Raw genomic sequence first — 18,335 nt, forward strand, 5'->3', positions numbered from 1 at the left:
GCGTGAGCGCGTCGACCCAGACGAACGAGTACGGGCCGGCGTCCAGGGGCCGGTTGCGGAACGCGGTGACCTGTTCGTCCAGGTGCTTGGCCATCGCGCTGACCTGGGACTTCGACAGCTGGGTGACGCCGAGGGACTCGGCGAGCTTCTCGACCCGGCGGGTGGAGACGCCGAGCAGGTAGGCGGTGGCGACCACCGAGATCAGGGCCTGCTCGGCCCGGCGGCGACGCTCGAGGAGCCAGTGCGGGAAGTAGCTGCCCTGCCTCAGCTTGGGGACGGCCAGCTCGACAGTTCCGGCCCTGGTGTCCCATTCGCGCGGGCGATATCCGTTGCGGTGGTTGACGCGTTCGTCGCTGACCTGCCCGTATTCGGCGTTGCAGAGGGCGTCGGCCTCGGCGGACATGAGCGCGTCGGCGAACGTCTTGATCATCGCGCGCAGCAGATCGGGACTCGCCGTGGCGAGGTTGTTCTCGGCGAGGACGTGCAGGGGCAGACTGTCAGGTGCGGTCATCGTGCTGATCTCCTTCGAGGCTTCGACACTTCGAAGATCAGCCGGTGGCCGTTCGTCTATGCGGGCATCAGCCCGATGCCGGAGCAAACCCCCGGATCAGGTCGAACCCGTACACCACTTCCCAGGACGCAACCAGGTGTGGCATCGGCTATGCGACGGGGTGGAGGCGCCGAGTGGTGCTTGCCCGATTTGGTCGTCGACCGAGGGCTGATGTCAGTGGGTGGGGGAACAATGGGGGTAAGTGAGGGAGGGATGATGTCCATGCCGCACAAGGGCTCTGGCCTGCTCTTTCCCGCCCCCAGTGGATGTCGCTGGTGTGGAGTGGATGAGCGTGAACACATGCAGCGGTGGAAGCTGCCGGTTGGGTGGCACAAATGGGAGGCGCCGACGTTGAAACAGCGCAAGGAGCGGATGATCGCTCGACGACGCAGTGCTGCCGGGTCCCAAGAGGCGGGCCCGGCAGGGGCCGCTACTCGGCTAGCTTCCTGACCTGCGCGAAAGCCTGTCGAAGCTGTTCCGGGACCTGTTCAGCGTCCTTCAACGCCAAGGCGAACCGGTACATCATGTCCGGCTTCCCTCCAGGGCCCACGTCACTGCCCGTCTGCAGCATCTCTTCCACGGCCGCACTGAACTTCTTTTCGCTCCTCAGCGCGGCAAAGTCTCCTGGTGTCCACACTCCTTCGTTCCTGGGCCACGCGTCGTTCGCGACAGAGGCCCAGAGGTCGTCGCCGAACAGCGCTTCGAGCTCGGGTACATCAACGGATCCGGCGTCATCGGTCTCGCCGATGAACTTCACATAGTCGGCAACGTTGGGTCCAAAGTGCTCGCGGAGTTTTTGGTCCTTGAAGATGCTTTTCGGGAGCGTTCTGCTGTCAGCGTCGACTACGAGCAGTACGGTCCGCCCTTGTTTGACCAAGTACCGAGCTAGGTGTAGGGCCCCTTCGTTGTTGAAGCAAGCCCAAAGAGCAACACCGGCTGCCTGCAGCGAGAGCCCTTCGCAGAGGCGGAAGAGGAGGGGGAAAGCGCGCTGCTCGGTTTCACCTTCCACTGCCAGAAAGCAACGTTCGTGCAGAAGAACCGAGTTGCGGAGTCCCAGAGCTGCCGCAATCTTGCCAAGATGTAGATCGATGGCTTCACCGAGCTCATCCGCTCCGATGCGCTCGGCGATGGTGCGTAGATTCTCCAATTTGAGGTGGACAACGTCAGAGATGTCGACGCCATCGATCAGGTTCATGGAATGGGTGGCGACCATCACGCCGACGTGCGGGATCGCGGCTTGTTTGCGGATCAGGCCCATCACCTTGCGCTGGTGGTGGTAGTCGAGGTGCGTGTCAGGTTCGTCGTAGATGACGATCGTCTGAACCGGCGGCGGTTCGTTCTCGCTGTCCTGCTCCCCGTGTGTATCTGAGGTGTTTGCGTTTGCTTCAGCCTCTTCGTCTGCTAGGAGCTCGCTGGTCCACTCCCATACGGCAAGCGAAACCCGGCGGTTGCTGCCCAGGCCCGAGCGGTCCAGGCCAACTGAAGCACCCTTTACCCGACTAATGCGGAGAGGGGCACCGTTGAACCCACGCTGGAAGGAGACATCGGGCTCTACGAACACCTCGGCGAGATCCGGACAGCGCTCCTTGATGTGGTCGCAAAGTGACTTGGCGTCGATGCGCAGACGCTCTTTGACCTCGTCCTCGACTGCCTGCAGCTTCCCCTGCAGGGAGGCATCTGCCATGTGCGCCTGGAATTTTCCACTGAGTGCGGTCTTTACCGCATCATCTGGGCGAGCTGCCTTTCCGTCGAAGATCAGGATCCTGGGCATGCGTCGCTGCAGACCGGATGGAGCCGACAACCAGCCCTGTGTGTCTGAGTGCTTGCGGCCATAGTCGCGCAAGCACTTCTCAAAGTCTGCTTTCTTCGGCTTCGGGTTGTCCGGCTTGATGTCGAACTCGGCAGCGAGTTCTTTGAGTTCCGGCAGCAAGTACTGAGCAAGGTCCGCTAGGCGGTCATCGTTTGGTAGGGAGCTCCAGATCTCCAACGATGAGTCTAGGGCGGCGTCAATCCTGCGCCGCAGGCGCACTTCAGAGGGCAAGTCGAACTCTTGCTGCTCCCAGCCGTCCAGAGTGAACTCGCCAACGACGACCGTTTCGGTGCAGCGCTCGAAGGCGTCCTCGTCTTCGGAATCCGTGCTGCGAATATAGCTACGGTCGTCGGGAACCATGGTGCGGGTTCCGACGAGAAGGCTGAGGGCATCCAGCAGGGCACTCTTACCGCCGTCATTGTGCCCAGCCAGGATGGTCGGCTTGCTTACCGGGATGTTGGAAACGTCCCGGAGCGACCGGAAACCGTTCACCGAGAAATTCTTGAGGTACACCGCTGGTCGATCGCTCCGCACCCTCGTGCTGTCAACCGTGGTGACAGCGTCGGTAGACGCCAACGGCATGCACTGCAGCACCAAGCGTCTCGGAGCCCCCATCCTAGGGCGCCGTGGCCCCTCGTGTGAGTGCCGATCCGATCCCGTCGCTCATCTCGCATTCCGTGGCTCATTCTGTCCTGTTGGCGAGGGGGGAGTGCATCCGCGCCGTGGACGGGCCCAGCGAGCTCAGTGGGTGGTTCGCGTTGGAGGTGGGTGGTGCTGACCTGGCCGAGGAACCTTGAGCGTCGATGACTTGGAGTCTCCGACTGGTGTGCCGGAGGACCGGCGTCCCGCTGCGGAGGTCACTTCTTGGTGAAGTTCCGTCACAGTGACCGATTCTGACAGAGGTTGATCGATATTGCTCCTTGGCTTGCGTCTGTTCGGAGCTCCTCGTCTCTGTGGCCTAGGCTGCCTTTTCGTGCGACGGGGGTTCAGGCAGAAGTGACTTGTCTCGCCTCGACCGGCGCCGACTCTAAGGGAGATTCCATGCAGCGAATATCTGTCACTTCCACCAATCTGGTGTCCGTCGGCTATGAGTCGAACTCTAGGGCACTCGAAGTTCAGTTTAAGAATGGATCGGTCTATCAGTACGCGGGCGTACCCGAGGCCGTTTACAGCGGATTGATGAGCGCAGCCAGTAAGGGGAGATACCTTGACGCCTTCGTAAAGAAGGCGGGTTACCCGGTAGCGAGAATCGCTTGACGTCCTGCCCTTACGGAGTTGACGCTCGGTCAAGTTCCAAGTCGCTGCGGCCTTGGTCAGGCGAAGACGAGTGAGCGGAACTCGTTGCGGACTCGGGTGAGTGGTTCGCGGTCCCGGCTGTAGTAGAGCTTGTTGGTGAGCAGAGCTGCCCAGCGGTCCTTCCTGGGGGAGAGCCACATGCCGGTGCCTGTGAAGCCGTAATGCACCCAGACGTCGTCGGCTTCCGGCGTCGTGCCTGGTGCGGGGTGCCAGAACAGGCCGCGGGGCGGCGCCAGTTCACCGGTGTGGATCTGCAGGGATTCCTTGATCCAGTCCGCGCTGAATCCGGGTGATGTGTTGGGCTGGTTGGGATCGAGGAGGTAGCGCAGGAACGCGGCGAGGTCGTCGAGGACGGAGAAGGCCCCCGCGATGCCGCACACCCCGTCGAGCAGACGGGCGGAGAAGTCGTGGGCGGTTCCCTTGAGATGGGTTCCTGTGCCGTCGTCGAGTTCGGTCGGTGCGCAGCGGGCGGCCACATCGGGGCTCAACGGCCCGAAGCAGGTCTGTGCCATGCCCAGCGGGCGCCAGACGCGTTCGGCTGCGAGCGCGTCGAGCCGCTGACCGGAGAGGTGCTCGGCCAGGTAGCCGAGGATGAGGGCGGCGCGGTCGGTGTATTCCACGGCCTCACCAGGCGGCCGGTGCAGGGCTTCACGGAGGACGCCGTCCCGGACGTCCTGCTGGTCGGTGCCGTACAGGTTCTTGAGGTTGGCCCGGAGCGGGACGCCGGCGGTGTGGGTGAGTAGGCGGCGTGCGGTCACCTGAGCCAGTGGATGTCCGCTCACTTCCGTCCACAAGTCGCCCAGTGGTGCGTCGAGTTGGAGCTTGCCGTCCTCGACGAGACAGCCGATGGTCGACCACACAGCGAGGATCTTGGTCAGGCTGGCGACGTCGAAGACGGTGTCACTACGCATCGGCTCGTCGGGCCGCTCGGGATCCAGGACGCCTGTGCTGCCGCTGGCATGGGTTCCTCGGCTGTCACCGACGGCCCACACGGCGCCCGGGTAGATCTTGTCGCGTGCACCGTCGTGGAGGAGTCGGTGGATGCGGTCGGTGTCGAGGTCGAGCGTCATGGTCTCCCGATCGATCGTGGGCCGTGAGATGTCCCGGTGGTCAGCGTAGTGAGGGGGCTGGTACGGAACCGGCTGCGGCACGAACAGGTCAGATGAGCTGTTTGCCGAGGTCGGCCAGGGCAGCGGCGGTGGCCTTCAGGGGGTAGCGAGCGGCGTTGGTGCGGCCCGCAGTTTGGAGGGCCGCCAACAGGCCGGGTGCGCAGCGGAGTCGGCTGAGGTCCTGGGCGAGGGTGGCTGGGTTGGTGAAGTCGGTGGCCAGGCCGGTTGCGGCGAGGGTGTCGCTCAGCCCTGGAACGGGCTGGTAGACGACCGGTAGTCCGCAGGCTTGGGCTTCGAGAGCGACCAGGCCCATGGCTTCGAGGGTGGTCGACGGCATGACGAGGACGTCGTGGTCGGCGAAGGCTCTCCACAGCTGTGGACGGCTGAGCCAGCCGAGATAGCGGACGTGGACCTTGAGCCGGCGCAGAAGTGGGGTCAGCCCATGGAACTGGTGACGAGGCGCCGCGATGCTCAGTTCAACGGCTTGGGCTACGGGCATCGCGCGCAGGAGTGCCTCGATGCCCTTCTCAGCGGTGAGGCGTCCCGCGTAGAGCAGCCGGAGGTGTCCGGTCGGTCGGCGGGCCGGGCGCGGCGGTGGGGTGGTGAGCAGGTGGTCGGGGATGCCCCAGGGAATCTCTGCGATCTTCCTGCGCTCCGTGGTGGGCGCGAGCTGGAGGAGCCGATCCGCCATGGCGCCGGTCGGGACGACGATGGCGTCAGCGAGACGCGCGGTTTCCTGCAGGACACGCAGCTGGTCGCGGTGGGCTTCGGCGAATAGCAGGTCGGTGCCGTGGACGAGCGCGATGCGAGGGTGTGCGGGTAGGGCGCGGATCAGGGCTGGGGTTCCGCCGAAGGCAAGGTGTTGGAGGTGGAGGACATCGACGCTGGACGGGTCGACGCCTTGCGTCAGGGCTCGGCGCAACGCGTTGACATATGACGTGAAAGGGGGCCCGGAGAGGCATTTACCGGGCACGGTCACCAGCCCCAGTCCCGCAGGTGGGTGGGGTGGAGGCGCCTGCGGGGCGAGCATGAAGGCGCAGGCCGGGATCGGTGGGTTCTTGCCGGTGTAGAGGTCGAGGAAGAGCTCGACGCTGCCGCCGGCGCTGCCGAAGGGCAGGTCGAGGACGGTCGCTACCCGTGGACTCACGTGGCACCTCCGGCGAGCTCTTCGTAGAGGCGCGAGATGTCGATGCCTGCGGTCGCGGTGTACTTGAGGCCGTGCTGTTGGTAGCTGGCCGGGGTGCCGAGGCTGTGGAGGAAGACGAGCTTGCCGAAGGTCATCCGTGGATAGACGCGGACCGGTCTGGCGGCGCGGATCTCCAGGGTCCAGCGGATGGCGTGGCCTTGATGCCCGAGCGGGGCGGAGACATGGACCCAGATGCCAAGCGCGCCGATGGTGCGGTCGCCGTTGAGGAATTGGGCGTACGTCTCCGATCCGGTCATCTCGTGGGTGATGCCGAGGTAGAGCACGCCGGGGTGCAGGACATATCCGGAGTCCGGGATGGCGGTCTCGGTGTACGGAGTCGGAGAGGCCGCGTCCAGATCGGCGTCGCAGATGCGCAGGGTGTCGCCGAGGCGCCAGTCGTAGGCGTTGGGAGAGAGGCGGGCCGGATCATACGGTTCGATCACGATCTCACCGGCGGCTTGAGCGGCGGCGATCGCGAGTCCGGTGAGGATCACGAGGCCACCGCCCGGAGCTTGGTCACGTCGCGCCAGTAGGCGGAGGGCTGCGGGCCGGTCGCAGCCTGGTACTTGCCTGCGTATGGCGAGATGGGGCCGGCGGAGGCGAAGAACATGATCTGTCCGATCCGCATGCCCGAGTAGACGCGTAGGGGGCGGATCGGTGTGAGCATCAGGGTCCATTGGCCGTGGAAGCCGATGTCCCCGATAGGGGCGGTGATCTCCACGAAGAGGCCGAGCCGTCCGACGGAAGACCGACCGAACAGCAGCGGGACGAAGACGTCGGAGCCGACCTCTTCGAGGGTGTGGCCGAGGTAGAGCTCACCGGGTTGGAGGACGTACCCGTCCGGTCCGATCGTGCACTCGGTGGTCGCGTTCGGATGGTGGGCGTCCAGGACGTCGGCGGTGTAGGTGAGCAGGATCGGGCCGAGGCGGACGTTGTAGCTGTTGGGGTTGACCTGGTCGGAGGCGAAGGGTGTGATCCGCAGGCGGCCGTCCTGGGCGGCGGCCGTGATTTCGGGGCCGGTGAGGATCATTGCGTGCCTCCGTCGGCGGGCGCAGTGAGGACGTGCTTGAGGGCCTGGCTGAGGAGCAGCCCTGCTGCGTGTGAGCGGCCGGCCAGGTAGTTGTCTGCGAGGTAGTCGGTGGTCAGCACGGTGGTGATGCCGTCCGGCAACGGGTCCGGCGACGTGACGAGAGGACCGGCCTGTTCCGTGAGGGAGGTCAACAGGCCGTGAACGTCCGGCCCGAAGTGTTCTGGGATACGGGCGTGGACGAGCTGGTTGTCGAAGGGCTCGATGGCGAGCAGATTGCCCAGCGTGAGGATGTCGCCGAGCGGGACAGGCCGCAGCGAGGTGTGGTTGAGAATGACCGCGTCGACGCCGAGTCCGCTCCGCAGACGCGTGGCCAGGTCGAGGAGCAGGCCGCGGCGATCGGGTGTCTGGTGGCGATACGCCCGGGCGACGGGCCTGAGGCCGCTTGCCAACTCCTTCCCGACTCTGCCGATCTCCTTGATCGCCTCTGACAGTTCGGCTGGAACAGCGGTTGGTTTCCGGTCCGGGAAGCGAGTGGTGCCGGCGCCCCAGCCCGGCCCGATCGGCGTGGCAACCGCGTACCCGTCGGCGAGTTCCCGTCCTTTGACGATGAGCGTGTCGCCCACCCGAGCTGGGCCGGATTGATCGCTGTGGCAGTGCCCGGCGAAGATCACGTCTAGAAAGGGGCATGCAGCCGCCAGCTGGAGGTCCTCGTCGAACCCGGAGTGGCTGAGCAGGATCCAGCTGTCCACCTCATGGTGGTGGGCGAGCATCAGCTCGCGCAGCGCCTTGACAGGATCGGTGACGCGGTGTTCGGCGCGCTGGCCGACGGGAATCGAGTGGAAAGCCTGCCGACCGATCACCGCGGTGACGCCGACGCGTCGGCCGTCGATCTCGACGACCCGCACGCGGCGGAAGAGCGTGTCGCCTGTGTCGGCACGGACGGCGTTGGCGCAGACGGTGAGGCAGTGGAGGTCGGGTTCGAAGTGGTGCGGCCACCCGTGGTTGCCGGGCGCCAGGACGTCGTACAGCTTGAGCAGGATCTTGCGCTCGATGGCGCCGTGGGCGAGACGGTAGTAGCCCGAGCCTTCGAAGAAGTCGCCGCAGTCCACGACGAGCGAGGTCGGGCGGAGAACGTGGAGGTGGGTCAGGAACGGGGCGGCGTGGTCGAGGGTGGAGTGGACGTCGGTGGTGGCCACGATCTGGCGCAGGGTGCGGGTGGCGGTCATGGGGTGACCTCGCAGATGTCGGCACCCAGCGCAAGGAGCTTGCCGGGGAGGTCGGCGTGCCCACGGCGGAGTTGGTCGAGGCCGCCGACGGTGGTGACGCCTCGGGCGGTGAGGCCGGCGACCATGAGGGCGGAGCCGGTGCGGATGTCGGTTGCCTCCACGCCCGCCCCGTTCAGTCGCTGGGGGCCGGTCAGACGGCATTCGGTGGGGGAGATCTCCTCGATGCCGGCTCCGAGGCGGGCCAGTTGGGGCAGCAGGTTGCCGTGACGGCCGGGATTGATCGCGTCGGCGAAGAGGTGGGTGCCGGGCAGGCCGAGGGCGAGTGCCATGAGGGGCGGTTCGAAGTCGGCGTCCAGGCCGCCCGGGCTGAGGGAGGCGATGGCGCGGAGAGGGCGCCCTGCCGACTTCGAGTCCTGAGCGCGGACAGAGAGCGCACCGCCCTCGACGTCGGCAGGAATGCCCAACTGCGTGAGAGCCAAGACCAGTGGCTCCACATCCCTGCCGCCTACGCCCCTGATGCATGCTTCGCCACGCGTGGCGGCGACGGCGCAGGCCAGGGTGCCGGCCTCGATCTTGTCTCCGGGTACCTCCCACACCGCGGCGTTACCCTGCCCGGAAGACGGTGGCGAGAGTGTCAGAACATCCTCGCCGACCCGGATCTCCCAGCCCACAGCGTCCAGCGCGTCCAGCACGCACAGGACCTCCGGTGAGAGATTTGGGCCCCCCAGTCGCAACGGGCGACCGGTCGTCACGGCACGGAGGACGGCGGCCACCGTGGCCCCACGGGAGCGGAACGGCAGCACCAGCGAGACCGTGCCGGCGTGCGGCGTGACGGCCTCGACGCGGTAGCCGGAGTCGTCTAATGCGCTCCGGTCGCCGAACGCCTCGTAGACCTTGAAGTGCAGTTCCATCCCGCGGGCGCCGATCCGGCAGCCTCCCGGCCAGGGCAGCCGGGCCTCACCGTGGCGGGCGAGCAGGGCAGACACCAGGTAGTACGACGCGCGGATGTGGGCGGCCTGAGCCAGGTCGGGATGTGTGCGCTGGCTCTCCGTCGGCAGGACCACTGCGGTCGTCGGCTCACCCGCCGGGTGTGCGACGTGCCAGCCCGCCTGCTGCAACAGCGCCTGCATGATCTGGACGTCTGTGTTCGCCGGGATGTTGCCCAGTCGCACCGGGCGGCCGAGGGCTGCCGCGGCAGCCAGCAGGGGCAGAGCGGCGTTCTTCGATCCGTCCACGGCGACGGTGCCGGAGAGCGGGGGACCGGGGCGTACGGCGATCACCTCGGCTGCGACGGCCGGGGTGCGGATGGTGGGCATCATCAACTCCTTTGGGAGGGCAGGGAGACGGCGATCACGTGGTCCGCGCCGGTGGACAGCGCGATCTCGGCCCAGCACCGTTTGCCCGTGGGCGTCGGTTCGGCGCCGTATCGGTCGGTGAGAGCGGCGACGAGGAACAGGCCCCGGCCGTTCTCGCTGTGCTCGTCCGGGAAGTCGGGCCGAGGCAGCACCGGACTGGAGTCGCACACCTCGACGCGCAGAACGGCCTTGATGAGCCGCACCTCCAAGGAGACCTCACCGCAGTCGGCGTACCGGACGGCGTTGGTGACGAGCTCGCTGATCACCAGCTCGGCTGTGTGCACCGCTTCGTCGTCCAGATCCGCTTGCCAGCCCTGTATCGCCCCTGCGGCCTGGTGCCGGGCGGAGGCGACCGCGGTGGGGGTAGCGGGTAGGGACAGGTTGAGCTGGTGCGCTGCCATGAGCGGCCTCCCGAGGTTGGTGCGGCCACTTCACGCAAGCAGCTGATCGCGGCGAGTGGTTAGCCCAGGTGCTGGCGCTGCATCGGTTATGCAGGAGCTGCATCACGGTGAAGTACGACTGATCTACGCTCGGTTGAACAGGCAGGATCGGCGGCGGCGGAAGGGGCCGTGGCAGATGGCCGATGCACACAGCGAAGCGAGACGGATCGGTGAAGTGATCCGTCAGGCAAGGGTGTTACAGCGACGCTCGCAGAAGGACGTCGCTGCCGCGCTCGGCTACCACCAGTCCAAGGTCAGTCGCCTGGAAGGTGGCCGGGGCACAGAGGACATTCGCGTCCTGCGTGCCGTCGCGCAGGAACTCAAGATCCCACCTCAGCAGTTGGGCCTCGCCACTGCTCCCGACGCCTCCGCCACCCACCCCGAAGATGAAGACATGCACCGCCGTACCTTCCTCACCGCGAGCATCGCCGCCCTCGCGACCCCAGCCACCTCCGCTGCCACCCACGACGACCTGGTGCAAGCTCTCCTGCCTGGCCTGAGCCCGACGACCTCCGGTGCTCCGTTGGACATGGCGGTCCTCCGTGAACGGGTCGGCGCTGCCCGCAGGCTCTTCTACACCTGCGACTACGCGGAATTGGAACGAAGCCTGCCCGGCCTGATCGCTGATCTGAGGCTGGCTTCCAGTGATGCGGCAGACAGCGATGTGCTCTCCGCCCTGCTTGCCACCACGTACCAGACCTCGACCAGCCTCCTGCTCAAGCAGCACGATCAGGGCAACGCCTGGCTCGCCGTCGGCCGCGCGATGGCCGAGGCCGAACGCTCCGGCGACCCCGTGGTCCTCGCCTCTAGCGTCCGCGTCCAGGCCCACGTCCTGGCCCGCGAGAAGCACACCGCCCAAGCCGTCACCCTCGTCCGGCACACAGCCGACCAGCTCACCGGATCCTACGACCGTAGATCCCCGAAGTACCTGGCCGCCGTAGGGCTGTTGTTGCTGCGTGGCGTGACCGCAGCCAGTGGTCGAGGTGATCGCGTGGCCACCGAAGAGTTCCTCTCCGAGGCCAAAGAGGTCGCACGCTACGTCTCGCTCGACCGGCCGGACGCCTGGGCAAACTTCAGCCCCACGAACGTCGCCCTCCACGAGCTCAGCGCCCTAGTGGCCTTCGGCGACTCCGGGCTCGCCCTTCAAGCGGCTCGCCCCCTCATGCGTCGACACATCCCTGTGCCCGAGCGCCGTGCCGCCCTCTGGGTGGAGGCGGCTCGTGCCTACAGTCAGCAGGGCCGCCTCGCCGACGGCTACCAAGCCCTCCGTATTGCCGAGACCTGTGCCGCCCAGGACGTGCGGCGCCCCGCCGTCCGCGACCTGGTCGCCGACATGGCCGCACGCGACCGCGGCCATACCCTGCCGGAACTGCACCACTTCAGCCGCCAACTGGGAGTCCCTGCGTGACTGAGCCGAACGCCCCGGAGAAGAAGCCGTTCCTCTACGTCGTCGTGTGCGCCTGCGGCATCGCCGGCGACGTCGACAGGCTGATCGCCGCCGGGCAGGAACGGCACTGGGACGTCGGTGTGATCGCCACCCCGCAGGGTCTGGGCTTCCTCGACACCGAGGCGATCGAAGCCCAGACCGGCTATCCGATCCGCTCGGCCTGGCGTACGCCGGGCGAGGCCCGACCCCTGCCACCTGCGGACGCCATCGCGGTCGCGCCGGCCACCTTCAACACGGTCAACAAGTGGGCTGCCGGGATCTCCGACACCCTTGCCCTGGGCGTTCTGTGCGAGGCGTACGGCATGGGCATCCCCACGGCCGTCCTGCCATATTTGAACACGGCCCAGGCAGCCCATCCCGCCTACCGCCGAAGCCTGGACCAGCTGCGCGAGATGGATGTTCGGATCGGCAGCTACGAGCCGCATCGACCCAAGGCGGGCGGCGGCGCAGATCGCTTCCGTTGGGAAGAAGCCTTGGAGCTGCTGGAGCCCAGGCTCCCTGGTTGACCCTGAGGGGCGACTTGGTCAGGAGCTGGGAAGCAGAGCCAGGACCGTGGATTGGACGAGCTGGGCGGCGCCGAGGAGGTTGGGGATGCCGCCGCAGCGTTCGACGAGGTTCTGGAGCATGTAGCGCACCGTGCCGGGCTCGCGTTCGGGTTCGTCGAGGCGCGGCGTGATCATGTTGAGGTCGCGCAGGGCGGCGTCTGCTTCGGGGTACTGGCCGCGCAGACCTTCCAGGCGTCGCCGGAGGTCCTCGATGCTTTCGCGGGCTTTGTCGACGGCTTCGTTGGTGATGTTGTTGGTCTGGGTGGCGTTCTGGGAGAACGGGGCGGCCTGGGCGGGCCCGGTCATGTCGCCGTTGTTGATGATCCCGAAGTTGGGACCGTTGGGGACCGGGTCGGGTTGGCGGCGGATGGCCATGCGGGGCTCCTGGCGGGCTCGTGGGTCAGTTCGTCATGGAAGGGTTGGCGGAGAACGGCGTGGCCTGTACGGGGCCGGTCATGGTGCCGCCGTTCATGACACCGAAGTTGTAGATCGCGGTGGCCTGTTGCTGGTAGGCGGCGATGTCGACGTTGTGGCCGCGCAGGAAGATTTCGGTGGAGTCGAAGACGCGGCGCTGCATCATCTGCACGTAGTAGCGGGCGTCGTCGTTCATGTGCATGTCCTCAAGCCAGCGGACGCTGTAGACCTCGCGAAGACTGACCGGTCCGCTGCCGGGATCGAGTTCGGGGCGCTTACGCGGCTTGCGGCGTATGAGCCGGTCGAGTCCGACGTAGACGTCACCGAGAGCATTGAACGCCGTGCGGGTGAGCCACTTCAGGTTGCGGGGGTCGGCGGACTTGAGTCCGGCCACCTTCGGGTTCAGCGGACCCATGATGTGCGGGCGAACGGTGACGCGCAGGAAGCCGCCCTGGTAGGCGAAGTGGACGAGTATGGCGGCGATGAGGTCGCCGTTCCAGGCGGTGACGCGGGCCCAGATGTAGCGGCGGGCGATCTCCTCGACGGGCTTGTCGCCGAAGCTGTCCACGGCGAGGGTGTGCAGGCTGCGCCATGTGTCGTCGTCGATCTCGTCCCACCGGTTGTAGTGGATGCCGGCGATCCCGATGACCTCCATGCGTGGGATGGGGTGTTCGCGGTGGTGAGCGGGTGCCGGGTCGTCTAGACGGCGTGCGACATGGGCGTGCAACTGGGCGACGGTGAAATGCTTCAGCGGCTTGCGGGCCACCGGCTTGTTGTGCTTGGCCAGCGCCTCCAGGACAGCCTTGGCCACCTCGGCCATGTCGGGCTGGCCTGTGCTTTGCGCCGGTGAGGCGAATCCTGGAGGTGGCCCGGAGATGTCGTCGTCCTCGTCTTGGCCCTCGGGCGCGGGCTCGACGTCGATGCCGATGACCGCCTCGTGCCATGCCTGGAGACCTGCCCCTAGAAATCGGTGCCGGTCACCGCTTCGTCGACGCTCGTAGAGGTACGGCAGAGCGTGAGCTTGCACGGACGGTGTGGGTGCATGCAGTTCTCCGGCCAGCAGGGCGTTGAACCGCACCTGTGCCAGGCAGCGTTCGACCACATAGACGCCCCACACGCCGCCCAGCAGGACCAGAGCTGCCCAACCCGCCGTCAGAACTCCGCTGATCGCCTGCCAGGCGACGAGCGCGATCACCGCAGTGACAGCTATTCGTCGTCTTCGCATGTGGCGGATGGCACGGTCGCTGGCGTGGATGACGGGTTCCTGGTGGAATCCGTAGACCGGCACCGGCCGCGCCGACTTCTTGATGCGTCGCCGGACCCAGAGCGCATAGTCCTCGCCCAGCACGACCGATGGAGGCGTCGGCTCGGACGCGTCAGCGGACTTCTCTTCTTCCTTCGCGGGAAACAGCCACCGCAGACGTTTCCGCACGGCTGCCTTCAGCTTCTTCCACAGGTCTGCGAGTTGGGCACGGAGCACGGCCAGCCAGTCCGTGCGGGCGAAGGCGGTGGCACTCAACCGGCGGGTGACGCCTTCGGTGTACACGCCGTGACGGATCACGTCTCCGGCGACATCCGCGGTCCCCAGCGGTACCGCAGGCGCCGAAAAGACGGACTGATGCTCTGCGAACGCCAACTCCCCACCCCCGTGTCCAGCGAACCAACCGGGATGACATCTCGGCAGGCACAAAGGGGCATCGTCCACGTGCACGGCGAGTGCGGCCATACCGCAAACCCGCACAAGCCGTGCATGATGTCGTCCCAGTTGAATATTGACCGAAAGGCGCCTCTAGTCCGAAGCCAATTTGCATACGAGGCGTTGGCTCGCTGAGGGCCTGATCAGCGCCGCCGTGTCGGTGACCCCTGCGGTGGCTGAGCAATGGCTGCCGCGGGGTGGACCGGCACGCTGGGCCGTTGCATGGCGCTGTGGGCCCTGGCTGCCTGGGCCCAAGGACCGGGAACGTGGCGCTCGCCGAGGCGGCGGATACGCCAGGTCAGCGCGCGAGCGGGACTGCGGGCGTCGTCCAGGGCACGTTGGTGCAGCGCTTGGCCGAGGACGGTGGCTGCATTGTGTCCTGCTGCCTCTGCCTCGGCGAGCACGGTGGCGAGTGCGTCCCAAGCCGGGTCGTTGAGGATGCGCTCGGCGTGCTCCGGAACCACATCCTGAAGGTGGTGGGCGAAGCGGCGCTTGGTCTGCGGGCCGGGTGCCCGGCCGGCGAGGCGGACCAGTACGGGCTCGGCGGTCTGCGCGTACGCAGTCTGCAGGTGGAGGAGGGCCTGTTCGGCTGCCGCCTCCTGCTGGGCGTGCTGGCGGGTGCGGTGCCAGTGCAGCGCGAAGGCAACCGCGGTGAGTGCGGCGTCCAAGAGCATGATGAGCCCGGTGCCGTCACTGTCCTGTGGCCTCTCGCGCCAGATGGTCTGAATGCTCCGGCGCAGGGCGCGGGTGCTGTCGAGGCCGGCGGCTATACGGGAGCGGGGGGCGCGCTCGAAGGCAGCGGCGGCTTGTTCGAGTTCGGCCCGCGCCGCGGTCGGTGCCATGACGGGCAGCAGGTCCAGCGTCGCGCCGAGCGCGACGAGTTGGCCCTGGGCCGTCTGCTCGTCGCCTTTCGTGAGGTGGTGGGGAATGCGTTCGGTGGCGGCGGTGGCTTGGTGCCACGGGTTGCCAGGCTGGATGGTGGCCGGCTCGGGGCTGGAGGTGGCGAGGCGTTCGCGGATCTTGGGCAGGGAGAGGTCAGGGGCGAGGGTGGAGCCCGCAAACCACACCGGGTTGCCTTCCTCGTTCACGTTGCCGGGCAGGGCGAAGTTGCAGCCGAGCGCGTCGCCAGAGGGAGCGAGCTTGAGGCGCACGTCTACGCCGGTCGCCTCCAGCAGCGAGAAGAACTGGGCCTCGTCGGCCGCGGCGGCGACCGCGCGGCGCACCCACATGCGTAGGACCTCGCGGGCGGTGGCGTCCTGGCCTAGGCGCTTGGCCTTGAAGTGCTCCTTGCTGGTGGGACGCTTGGCAGCGGTGCCGTCGCCGGCCTTCAACCGCAGGAGCCCATAGTCGGTTTCGATCTGGCGGGCCTCCTTCTGCACGGCGCGCATGTCGTGGTCGCGCTGGGGACGGCGGCCGTCCTGCCGTACGAGGGTGGCGGCGATGTGGATGTGGTCGTCGGCGTGGCGGACGGCTACCCAGCGGCAGGCTTCCTCGTCCCCATCGGGGGCGATGCCGGCGGCGGCAACGATCCGGCGGGCGATCTCGGCCCATTGGGCGTCGGTGAGGATCGGGTCGTCGGGGGCGGCGCGGACGGGGCAGTGCCAGAAGGTGGTCTCCGGTGCGCGGTCACCGAGCATTCGGACAGGTTGGTCGAGTTGTGCGGCGATCTGCTTCTCCACCTCTTGGGGGTCGCGGTGGGGGCTGCGGCCGGGGTCGGGGGCGAAGCCGTTCCAGGACGCCACCAGGTGCGGATCGACGTGCTCGTTCGCGTCACCTTTGCTGTACAGGTAGTGGATCAGGCCGCGCGTGGTGCCCTGACCGAGGATGATCTTGGGTATCAATGGCTCACCGCCCCTCCATGACCTGGGCGATAGCGGCGTCCAGCTCGGCGACGGATACCTCGACGCGGTCCAGGAGTCGCTGGACGGTATCGGGGTGGGGCCAGGCGCCGTCCCGGTGGAGGTGCCAGGTGAGCTGGTTGAGGTTGTTGCCCACCTTGCCGAGCTGGCCGTTGGCAGCCATCAGCGCCTTCACCATGGCGCGGTAGTCGGCCACCGCCGCAGTGGGGTCCTCGGCGCGGGCGGCAGCGAGCGCGCACTCGGCGACGTAGCCGCCTGCAGCCATGCGACTCAGGGCAGCAGCCTTCTGGACGAGCTCGAACTCGTCGTCGCTGTAGCGGGGATGAACGCGGCGCTCACGCAGCTGCTTGTCACGCAGACGACGACGCGGCGCGGAAGTCTGCGGCGCGGTCGACGACGGCTCGACGGTCCCTCCCTCGGTCGGCTCCCCCGGGCCGGACGACTCCGGTGCCGCCTCGGCGCCGGATGCCTCCGCCTTCCCCGGGGCGGGGGCCGGGTAAGGACTCCTTATCCGACAACTTGCTGCGCTGTTTGGGGCTGAGGTGGTGTGCGCCCGCTGTTGAGCTGTGGGGAATTCGTGGTGCTGTTCGTGCATGGGGGTGCTCCGGTGGTGAGGGGGCGGGAGACGTGTCACGTGCGTCGCATCCGTCCCATGCCTGGTCAGCACAGGTACGGACACTCGGGCAGGTACGGAGATGTCCGTCCCGACGAGGACATCCGTCCCCGCGCTGACCTGCGCGGGGACGGATGCGACGCAGTGATACGGACCCAGGGGGAGGCCGGTCAGCGGGCGCGTTTGGGGCCGGCGGGTCCGCCGGGCGGGCCGATGGGCAGCTGGCCCGCCGGGGCGGCGGGCGGCTTGCCCTGGGCTGGCGAGTGCGCGGGCGTGTCGTCGTGCGCCGGGGCGGGCGCCGTCTCGGTGAGGTCGGGGCAGTGGCGGGCCCAGCTATCGAGGAACCGGTTGCGGGCGTACCCCTTGGCCTGCCTGCCCTTGTCGAACCGGTAGTTGGCCGGGCGGATGTCGAAGTCCCGGAGCATTCTGCCCAGGTGGTAGGCGTTGAGCCCGTTGGTGCTGTGTTCCGCCCAGGGGGCGTCGGGGTCCTGAAGCAGGGCGGTGACCAGATCCAGGGAGGACAGGGCCTCGGGGTTACCGTGCGCCTCGAAGACGCGGTGGATGTCGCGCAGCAGCCGCGTCTTCAGGTTCGTCTGCTCGTCCTGGACGGCCTCGAACCGGGTCATCGCCAGACAGGCCGCACGGGCACTGGCGGGCCAGTGGCCGCCGGCCAGGTCGGCGATGATGACCAGCGGTTCCCAGGTGTCTGCCGCCCGGTCCTCCACCGGCATGGTCGGCGCCATGCGGCCGGCCGTGCCGCGCAGCGGGCCCAGCCAGGCGGCCAGCTTGTCCCGCAGCGCGTTCAGCTCCGGTGTGGCGTAGCGCGAGCGGAACGGGGTCACCTTCTCGCCCGGCTTGCGCTTTTGCATGCGGAGCACAACCGCCCGGTCTGTGATGGTGTCGGGCAGGTCGCCGATCGAGGCCAGTGCGGCCATGGCGAAGGTCGGATACGGGGTCGGCTTGTGCTCCGGGCCGGAGATGCGCCAGGCGGGCCGGTTGCGCTGGTGTCCGGCGTTCAGCAGGCCGCGCAGTTCCTCGTTGTCGCCGGCCTTGCTGAAGATGGTGTCGGCCTCGTCCACCAGGATCGTGCGCGGGTTCTTGCCGATGATGCGGAAGAGCACCGCCGTGGACATGTTCACCGTCATGATCGGCTGGTGAACGGTCTCGTGAAGCACGTCCAGAACACGGGACTTACCGCAGCCCTTCGTCGGACCTACGACCGCCAGACGCGGCGCGTGCTGCAGAACGCTCTGGATGTGTGTGGCCGCCACCCACAGGGTGACCGCTGCCAGCGCCTCGTCACTGGGCAGCACGACGTACTTGCCGATCGCCGCCCGCAACTCATCCAGCAGTTCCGCACCCTCACCGGAACCCCTTTCCCCACGGTCTGCCGGTCCCCGAGGAGGCCGGGAGCCGGTCCCGTGCTCCCGTCCCCGTGCGTCGACGGGACCGGTCCCCTCCTGCTGGGCGGCTCCCGCCACGGGGTTGTCAGTCACCAGCGACTGGCGGGGACCGTGATCACGGTCCCCATTGCGGTCCCCTGGTGCAACTGCAGCCTGTTGGGGACCGGTCCCCATTTTGACGCCGCTGGCCTGCGGGTTTGTGCCGGATGTCGATACGGGGACCGGGACGTGCGGGGACCGAGCAGCGGGCATGTCGCGGGGACGGTCCCCAGCAGCGGCATCTGCAGACGGCTGGGGACGGTCCCCGTGTGCTTCCACATCCGCCGAGTGCTCGACAGTTCCCGACGCCGGGGACC

17 protein-coding genes are annotated in these 18,335 nt (G+C 67.5%); 3 read left to right on the forward strand and 14 right to left on the reverse strand.

The window, feature by feature from the left end:
• Together ACH5AC_RS29460 and ACH5AC_RS29465 are read right to left on the reverse strand one after the other, a co-directional pair.
• On the reverse strand, positions 1 to 511 hold a 511-nt coding region (locus ACH5AC_RS29460), incomplete at its 3' end, for a transposase (protein WP_398865238.1).
• Between the two features lie 469 nt (positions 512 to 980).
• Positions 981 to 2,873 (reverse strand): ATP-dependent nuclease, encoded by a 1,893-nt coding sequence (locus tag ACH5AC_RS29465; RefSeq protein WP_398865239.1) that lies wholly within the window; start codon positions 2,871 to 2,873, stop codon positions 981 to 983.
• Between the two features lie 528 nt (positions 2,874 to 3,401).
• On the opposite strand from ACH5AC_RS29465, the gene ACH5AC_RS29470 reads away from it, so the two are divergent.
• Entirely contained in the window at positions 3,402 to 3,617 is a 216-nt protein-coding gene (locus ACH5AC_RS29470; protein ID WP_398865240.1) for a KTSC domain-containing protein, read from the forward strand.
• A 56-nt stretch (positions 3,618 to 3,673) separates the two neighbouring features.
• Here the strand turns inward: ACH5AC_RS29470 and ACH5AC_RS29475 are convergent, their stop codons facing one another.
• The 7 genes from ACH5AC_RS29475 to ACH5AC_RS29505 all read right to left on the reverse strand — a co-directional run bounded on the left by ACH5AC_RS29475 (position 3,674) and on the right by ACH5AC_RS29505 (position 9,963).
• A complete protein-coding gene (locus tag ACH5AC_RS29475) occupies positions 3,674 to 4,726 on the reverse strand; it encodes a serine hydrolase domain-containing protein (protein ID WP_398865241.1) in 1,053 nt (350 codons plus the stop codon).
• 88 nt (positions 4,727 to 4,814) lie between these two features.
• The gene (locus ACH5AC_RS29480; RefSeq protein WP_398865242.1) at positions 4,815 to 5,912 is read right to left on the reverse strand and encodes a glycosyltransferase family 4 protein; all 1,098 of its coding nucleotides are present in this window, start codon (positions 5,910 to 5,912) and stop codon (positions 4,815 to 4,817) included.
• Positions 5,909 to 6,445 (reverse strand): dCTP deaminase domain-containing protein, encoded by a 537-nt coding sequence (locus ACH5AC_RS29485; protein WP_398865243.1) that lies wholly within the window; start codon positions 6,443 to 6,445, stop codon positions 5,909 to 5,911. Before ACH5AC_RS29485 ends, ACH5AC_RS29480 begins: the two co-directional genes overlap by 4 nt.
• Entirely contained in the window at positions 6,442 to 6,981 is a 540-nt protein-coding gene (gene dcd / locus ACH5AC_RS29490; protein WP_398865244.1) for a dCTP deaminase, read from the reverse strand. Before dcd ends, ACH5AC_RS29485 begins: the two co-directional genes overlap by 4 nt.
• The gene (locus tag ACH5AC_RS29495; RefSeq protein WP_398865245.1) at positions 6,978 to 8,207 is read right to left on the reverse strand and encodes a metallophosphoesterase; all 1,230 of its coding nucleotides are present in this window, start codon (positions 8,205 to 8,207) and stop codon (positions 6,978 to 6,980) included. Before ACH5AC_RS29495 ends, dcd begins: the two co-directional genes overlap by 4 nt.
• Complete coding sequence (locus tag ACH5AC_RS29500; protein WP_398865246.1) at positions 8,204 to 9,523, reverse strand: UDP-N-acetylglucosamine 1-carboxyvinyltransferase; 1,320 nt, start codon at positions 9,521 to 9,523, stop codon at positions 8,204 to 8,206. Before ACH5AC_RS29500 ends, ACH5AC_RS29495 begins: the two co-directional genes overlap by 4 nt.
• A gap of 2 nt (positions 9,524 to 9,525) precedes the next feature.
• Positions 9,526 to 9,963: an ATP-binding protein gene (locus ACH5AC_RS29505; protein ID WP_398865247.1), complete on the reverse strand. Its 438-nt coding sequence runs from the start codon at positions 9,961 to 9,963 to the stop codon at positions 9,526 to 9,528.
• Positions 9,964 to 10,138: 175 nt separating this feature from the next.
• On the opposite strand from ACH5AC_RS29505, the gene ACH5AC_RS29510 reads away from it, so the two are divergent.
• A complete protein-coding gene (locus ACH5AC_RS29510) occupies positions 10,139 to 11,410 on the forward strand; it encodes a helix-turn-helix domain-containing protein (RefSeq protein WP_398865248.1) in 1,272 nt (423 codons plus the stop codon).
• On the forward strand, positions 11,407 to 11,955 hold the full coding sequence (locus ACH5AC_RS29515; RefSeq protein ID WP_398865249.1) for a flavoprotein: 549 nt from the start codon (positions 11,407 to 11,409) through the stop codon (positions 11,953 to 11,955). The genes ACH5AC_RS29510 and ACH5AC_RS29515 overlap by 4 nt, the downstream gene beginning before the upstream one ends.
• 18 nt (positions 11,956 to 11,973) lie before the next feature.
• Here ACH5AC_RS29515 and ACH5AC_RS29520 read toward each other — a convergent pair whose 3' ends face one another.
• From ACH5AC_RS29520 to ACH5AC_RS29540, 5 genes are all read right to left on the reverse strand, one after another.
• The gene (locus tag ACH5AC_RS29520) at positions 11,974 to 12,369 is read right to left on the reverse strand and encodes a hypothetical protein (RefSeq protein ID WP_398865250.1); all 396 of its coding nucleotides are present in this window, start codon (positions 12,367 to 12,369) and stop codon (positions 11,974 to 11,976) included.
• A gap of 25 nt (positions 12,370 to 12,394) precedes the next feature.
• Positions 12,395 to 13,969, reverse strand: coding sequence for a hypothetical protein (locus tag ACH5AC_RS29525; RefSeq protein WP_398865251.1), 1,575 nt, complete (start codon positions 13,967 to 13,969; stop codon positions 12,395 to 12,397).
• Positions 13,970 to 14,247: 278 nt separating this feature from the next.
• Positions 14,248 to 15,945 carry a relaxase/mobilization nuclease domain-containing protein gene (locus tag ACH5AC_RS29530; protein WP_398865252.1) on the reverse strand — a complete coding sequence of 566 codons (1,698 nt, stop codon included), beginning with the start codon at positions 15,943 to 15,945 and terminating at the stop codon, positions 14,248 to 14,250.
• 4 nt (positions 15,946 to 15,949) lie between these two features.
• Complete coding sequence (locus tag ACH5AC_RS29535; RefSeq protein WP_398865401.1) at positions 15,950 to 16,321, reverse strand: plasmid mobilization protein; 372 nt, start codon at positions 16,319 to 16,321, stop codon at positions 15,950 to 15,952.
• A 425-nt stretch (positions 16,322 to 16,746) separates the two neighbouring features.
• The gene (locus tag ACH5AC_RS29540; RefSeq protein WP_398865253.1) at positions 16,747 to 17,916 is read right to left on the reverse strand and encodes a DUF3631 domain-containing protein; all 1,170 of its coding nucleotides are present in this window, start codon (positions 17,914 to 17,916) and stop codon (positions 16,747 to 16,749) included.
• Positions 17,917 to 18,335: the final 419 nt, after the last annotated feature.

This window comes from Streptomyces sp. NPDC018693 (genome assembly GCF_044391385.1).
In the GTDB taxonomy this organism is placed as follows: Bacteria; Actinomycetota; Actinomycetes; order Streptomycetales; family Streptomycetaceae; genus Streptomyces.

What these genes read in the sequence shown, in the direction of transcription:
- ACH5AC_RS29500 (WP_398865246.1), bottom strand. Translation starts at nt 9,523, where the DNA reads ATGCCCACCATCCGCACCCCGGCCGTCGCAGCCGAGGTGATCGCCGTA.
- ACH5AC_RS29470 (WP_398865240.1), top strand. Translation starts at nt 3,402, where the DNA reads ATGCAGCGAATATCTGTCACTTCCACCAATCTGGTGTCCGTCGGCTAT.
- ACH5AC_RS29520 (WP_398865250.1), bottom strand. Translation starts at nt 12,369, where the DNA reads ATGGCCATCCGCCGCCAACCCGACCCGGTCCCCAACGGTCCCAACTTC.
- ACH5AC_RS29495 (WP_398865245.1), bottom strand. Translation starts at nt 8,207, where the DNA reads ATGACCGCCACCCGCACCCTGCGCCAGATCGTGGCCACCACCGACGTC.
- ACH5AC_RS29510 (WP_398865248.1), top strand. Translation starts at nt 10,139, where the DNA reads ATGGCCGATGCACACAGCGAAGCGAGACGGATCGGTGAAGTGATCCGT.
- ACH5AC_RS29505 (WP_398865247.1), bottom strand. Translation starts at nt 9,963, where the DNA reads ATGGCAGCGCACCAGCTCAACCTGTCCCTACCCGCTACCCCCACCGCG.
- ACH5AC_RS29475 (WP_398865241.1), bottom strand. Translation starts at nt 4,726, where the DNA reads ATGACGCTCGACCTCGACACCGACCGCATCCACCGACTCCTCCACGAC.
- dcd (WP_398865244.1), bottom strand. Translation starts at nt 6,981, where the DNA reads ATGATCCTCACCGGCCCCGAAATCACGGCCGCCGCCCAGGACGGCCGC.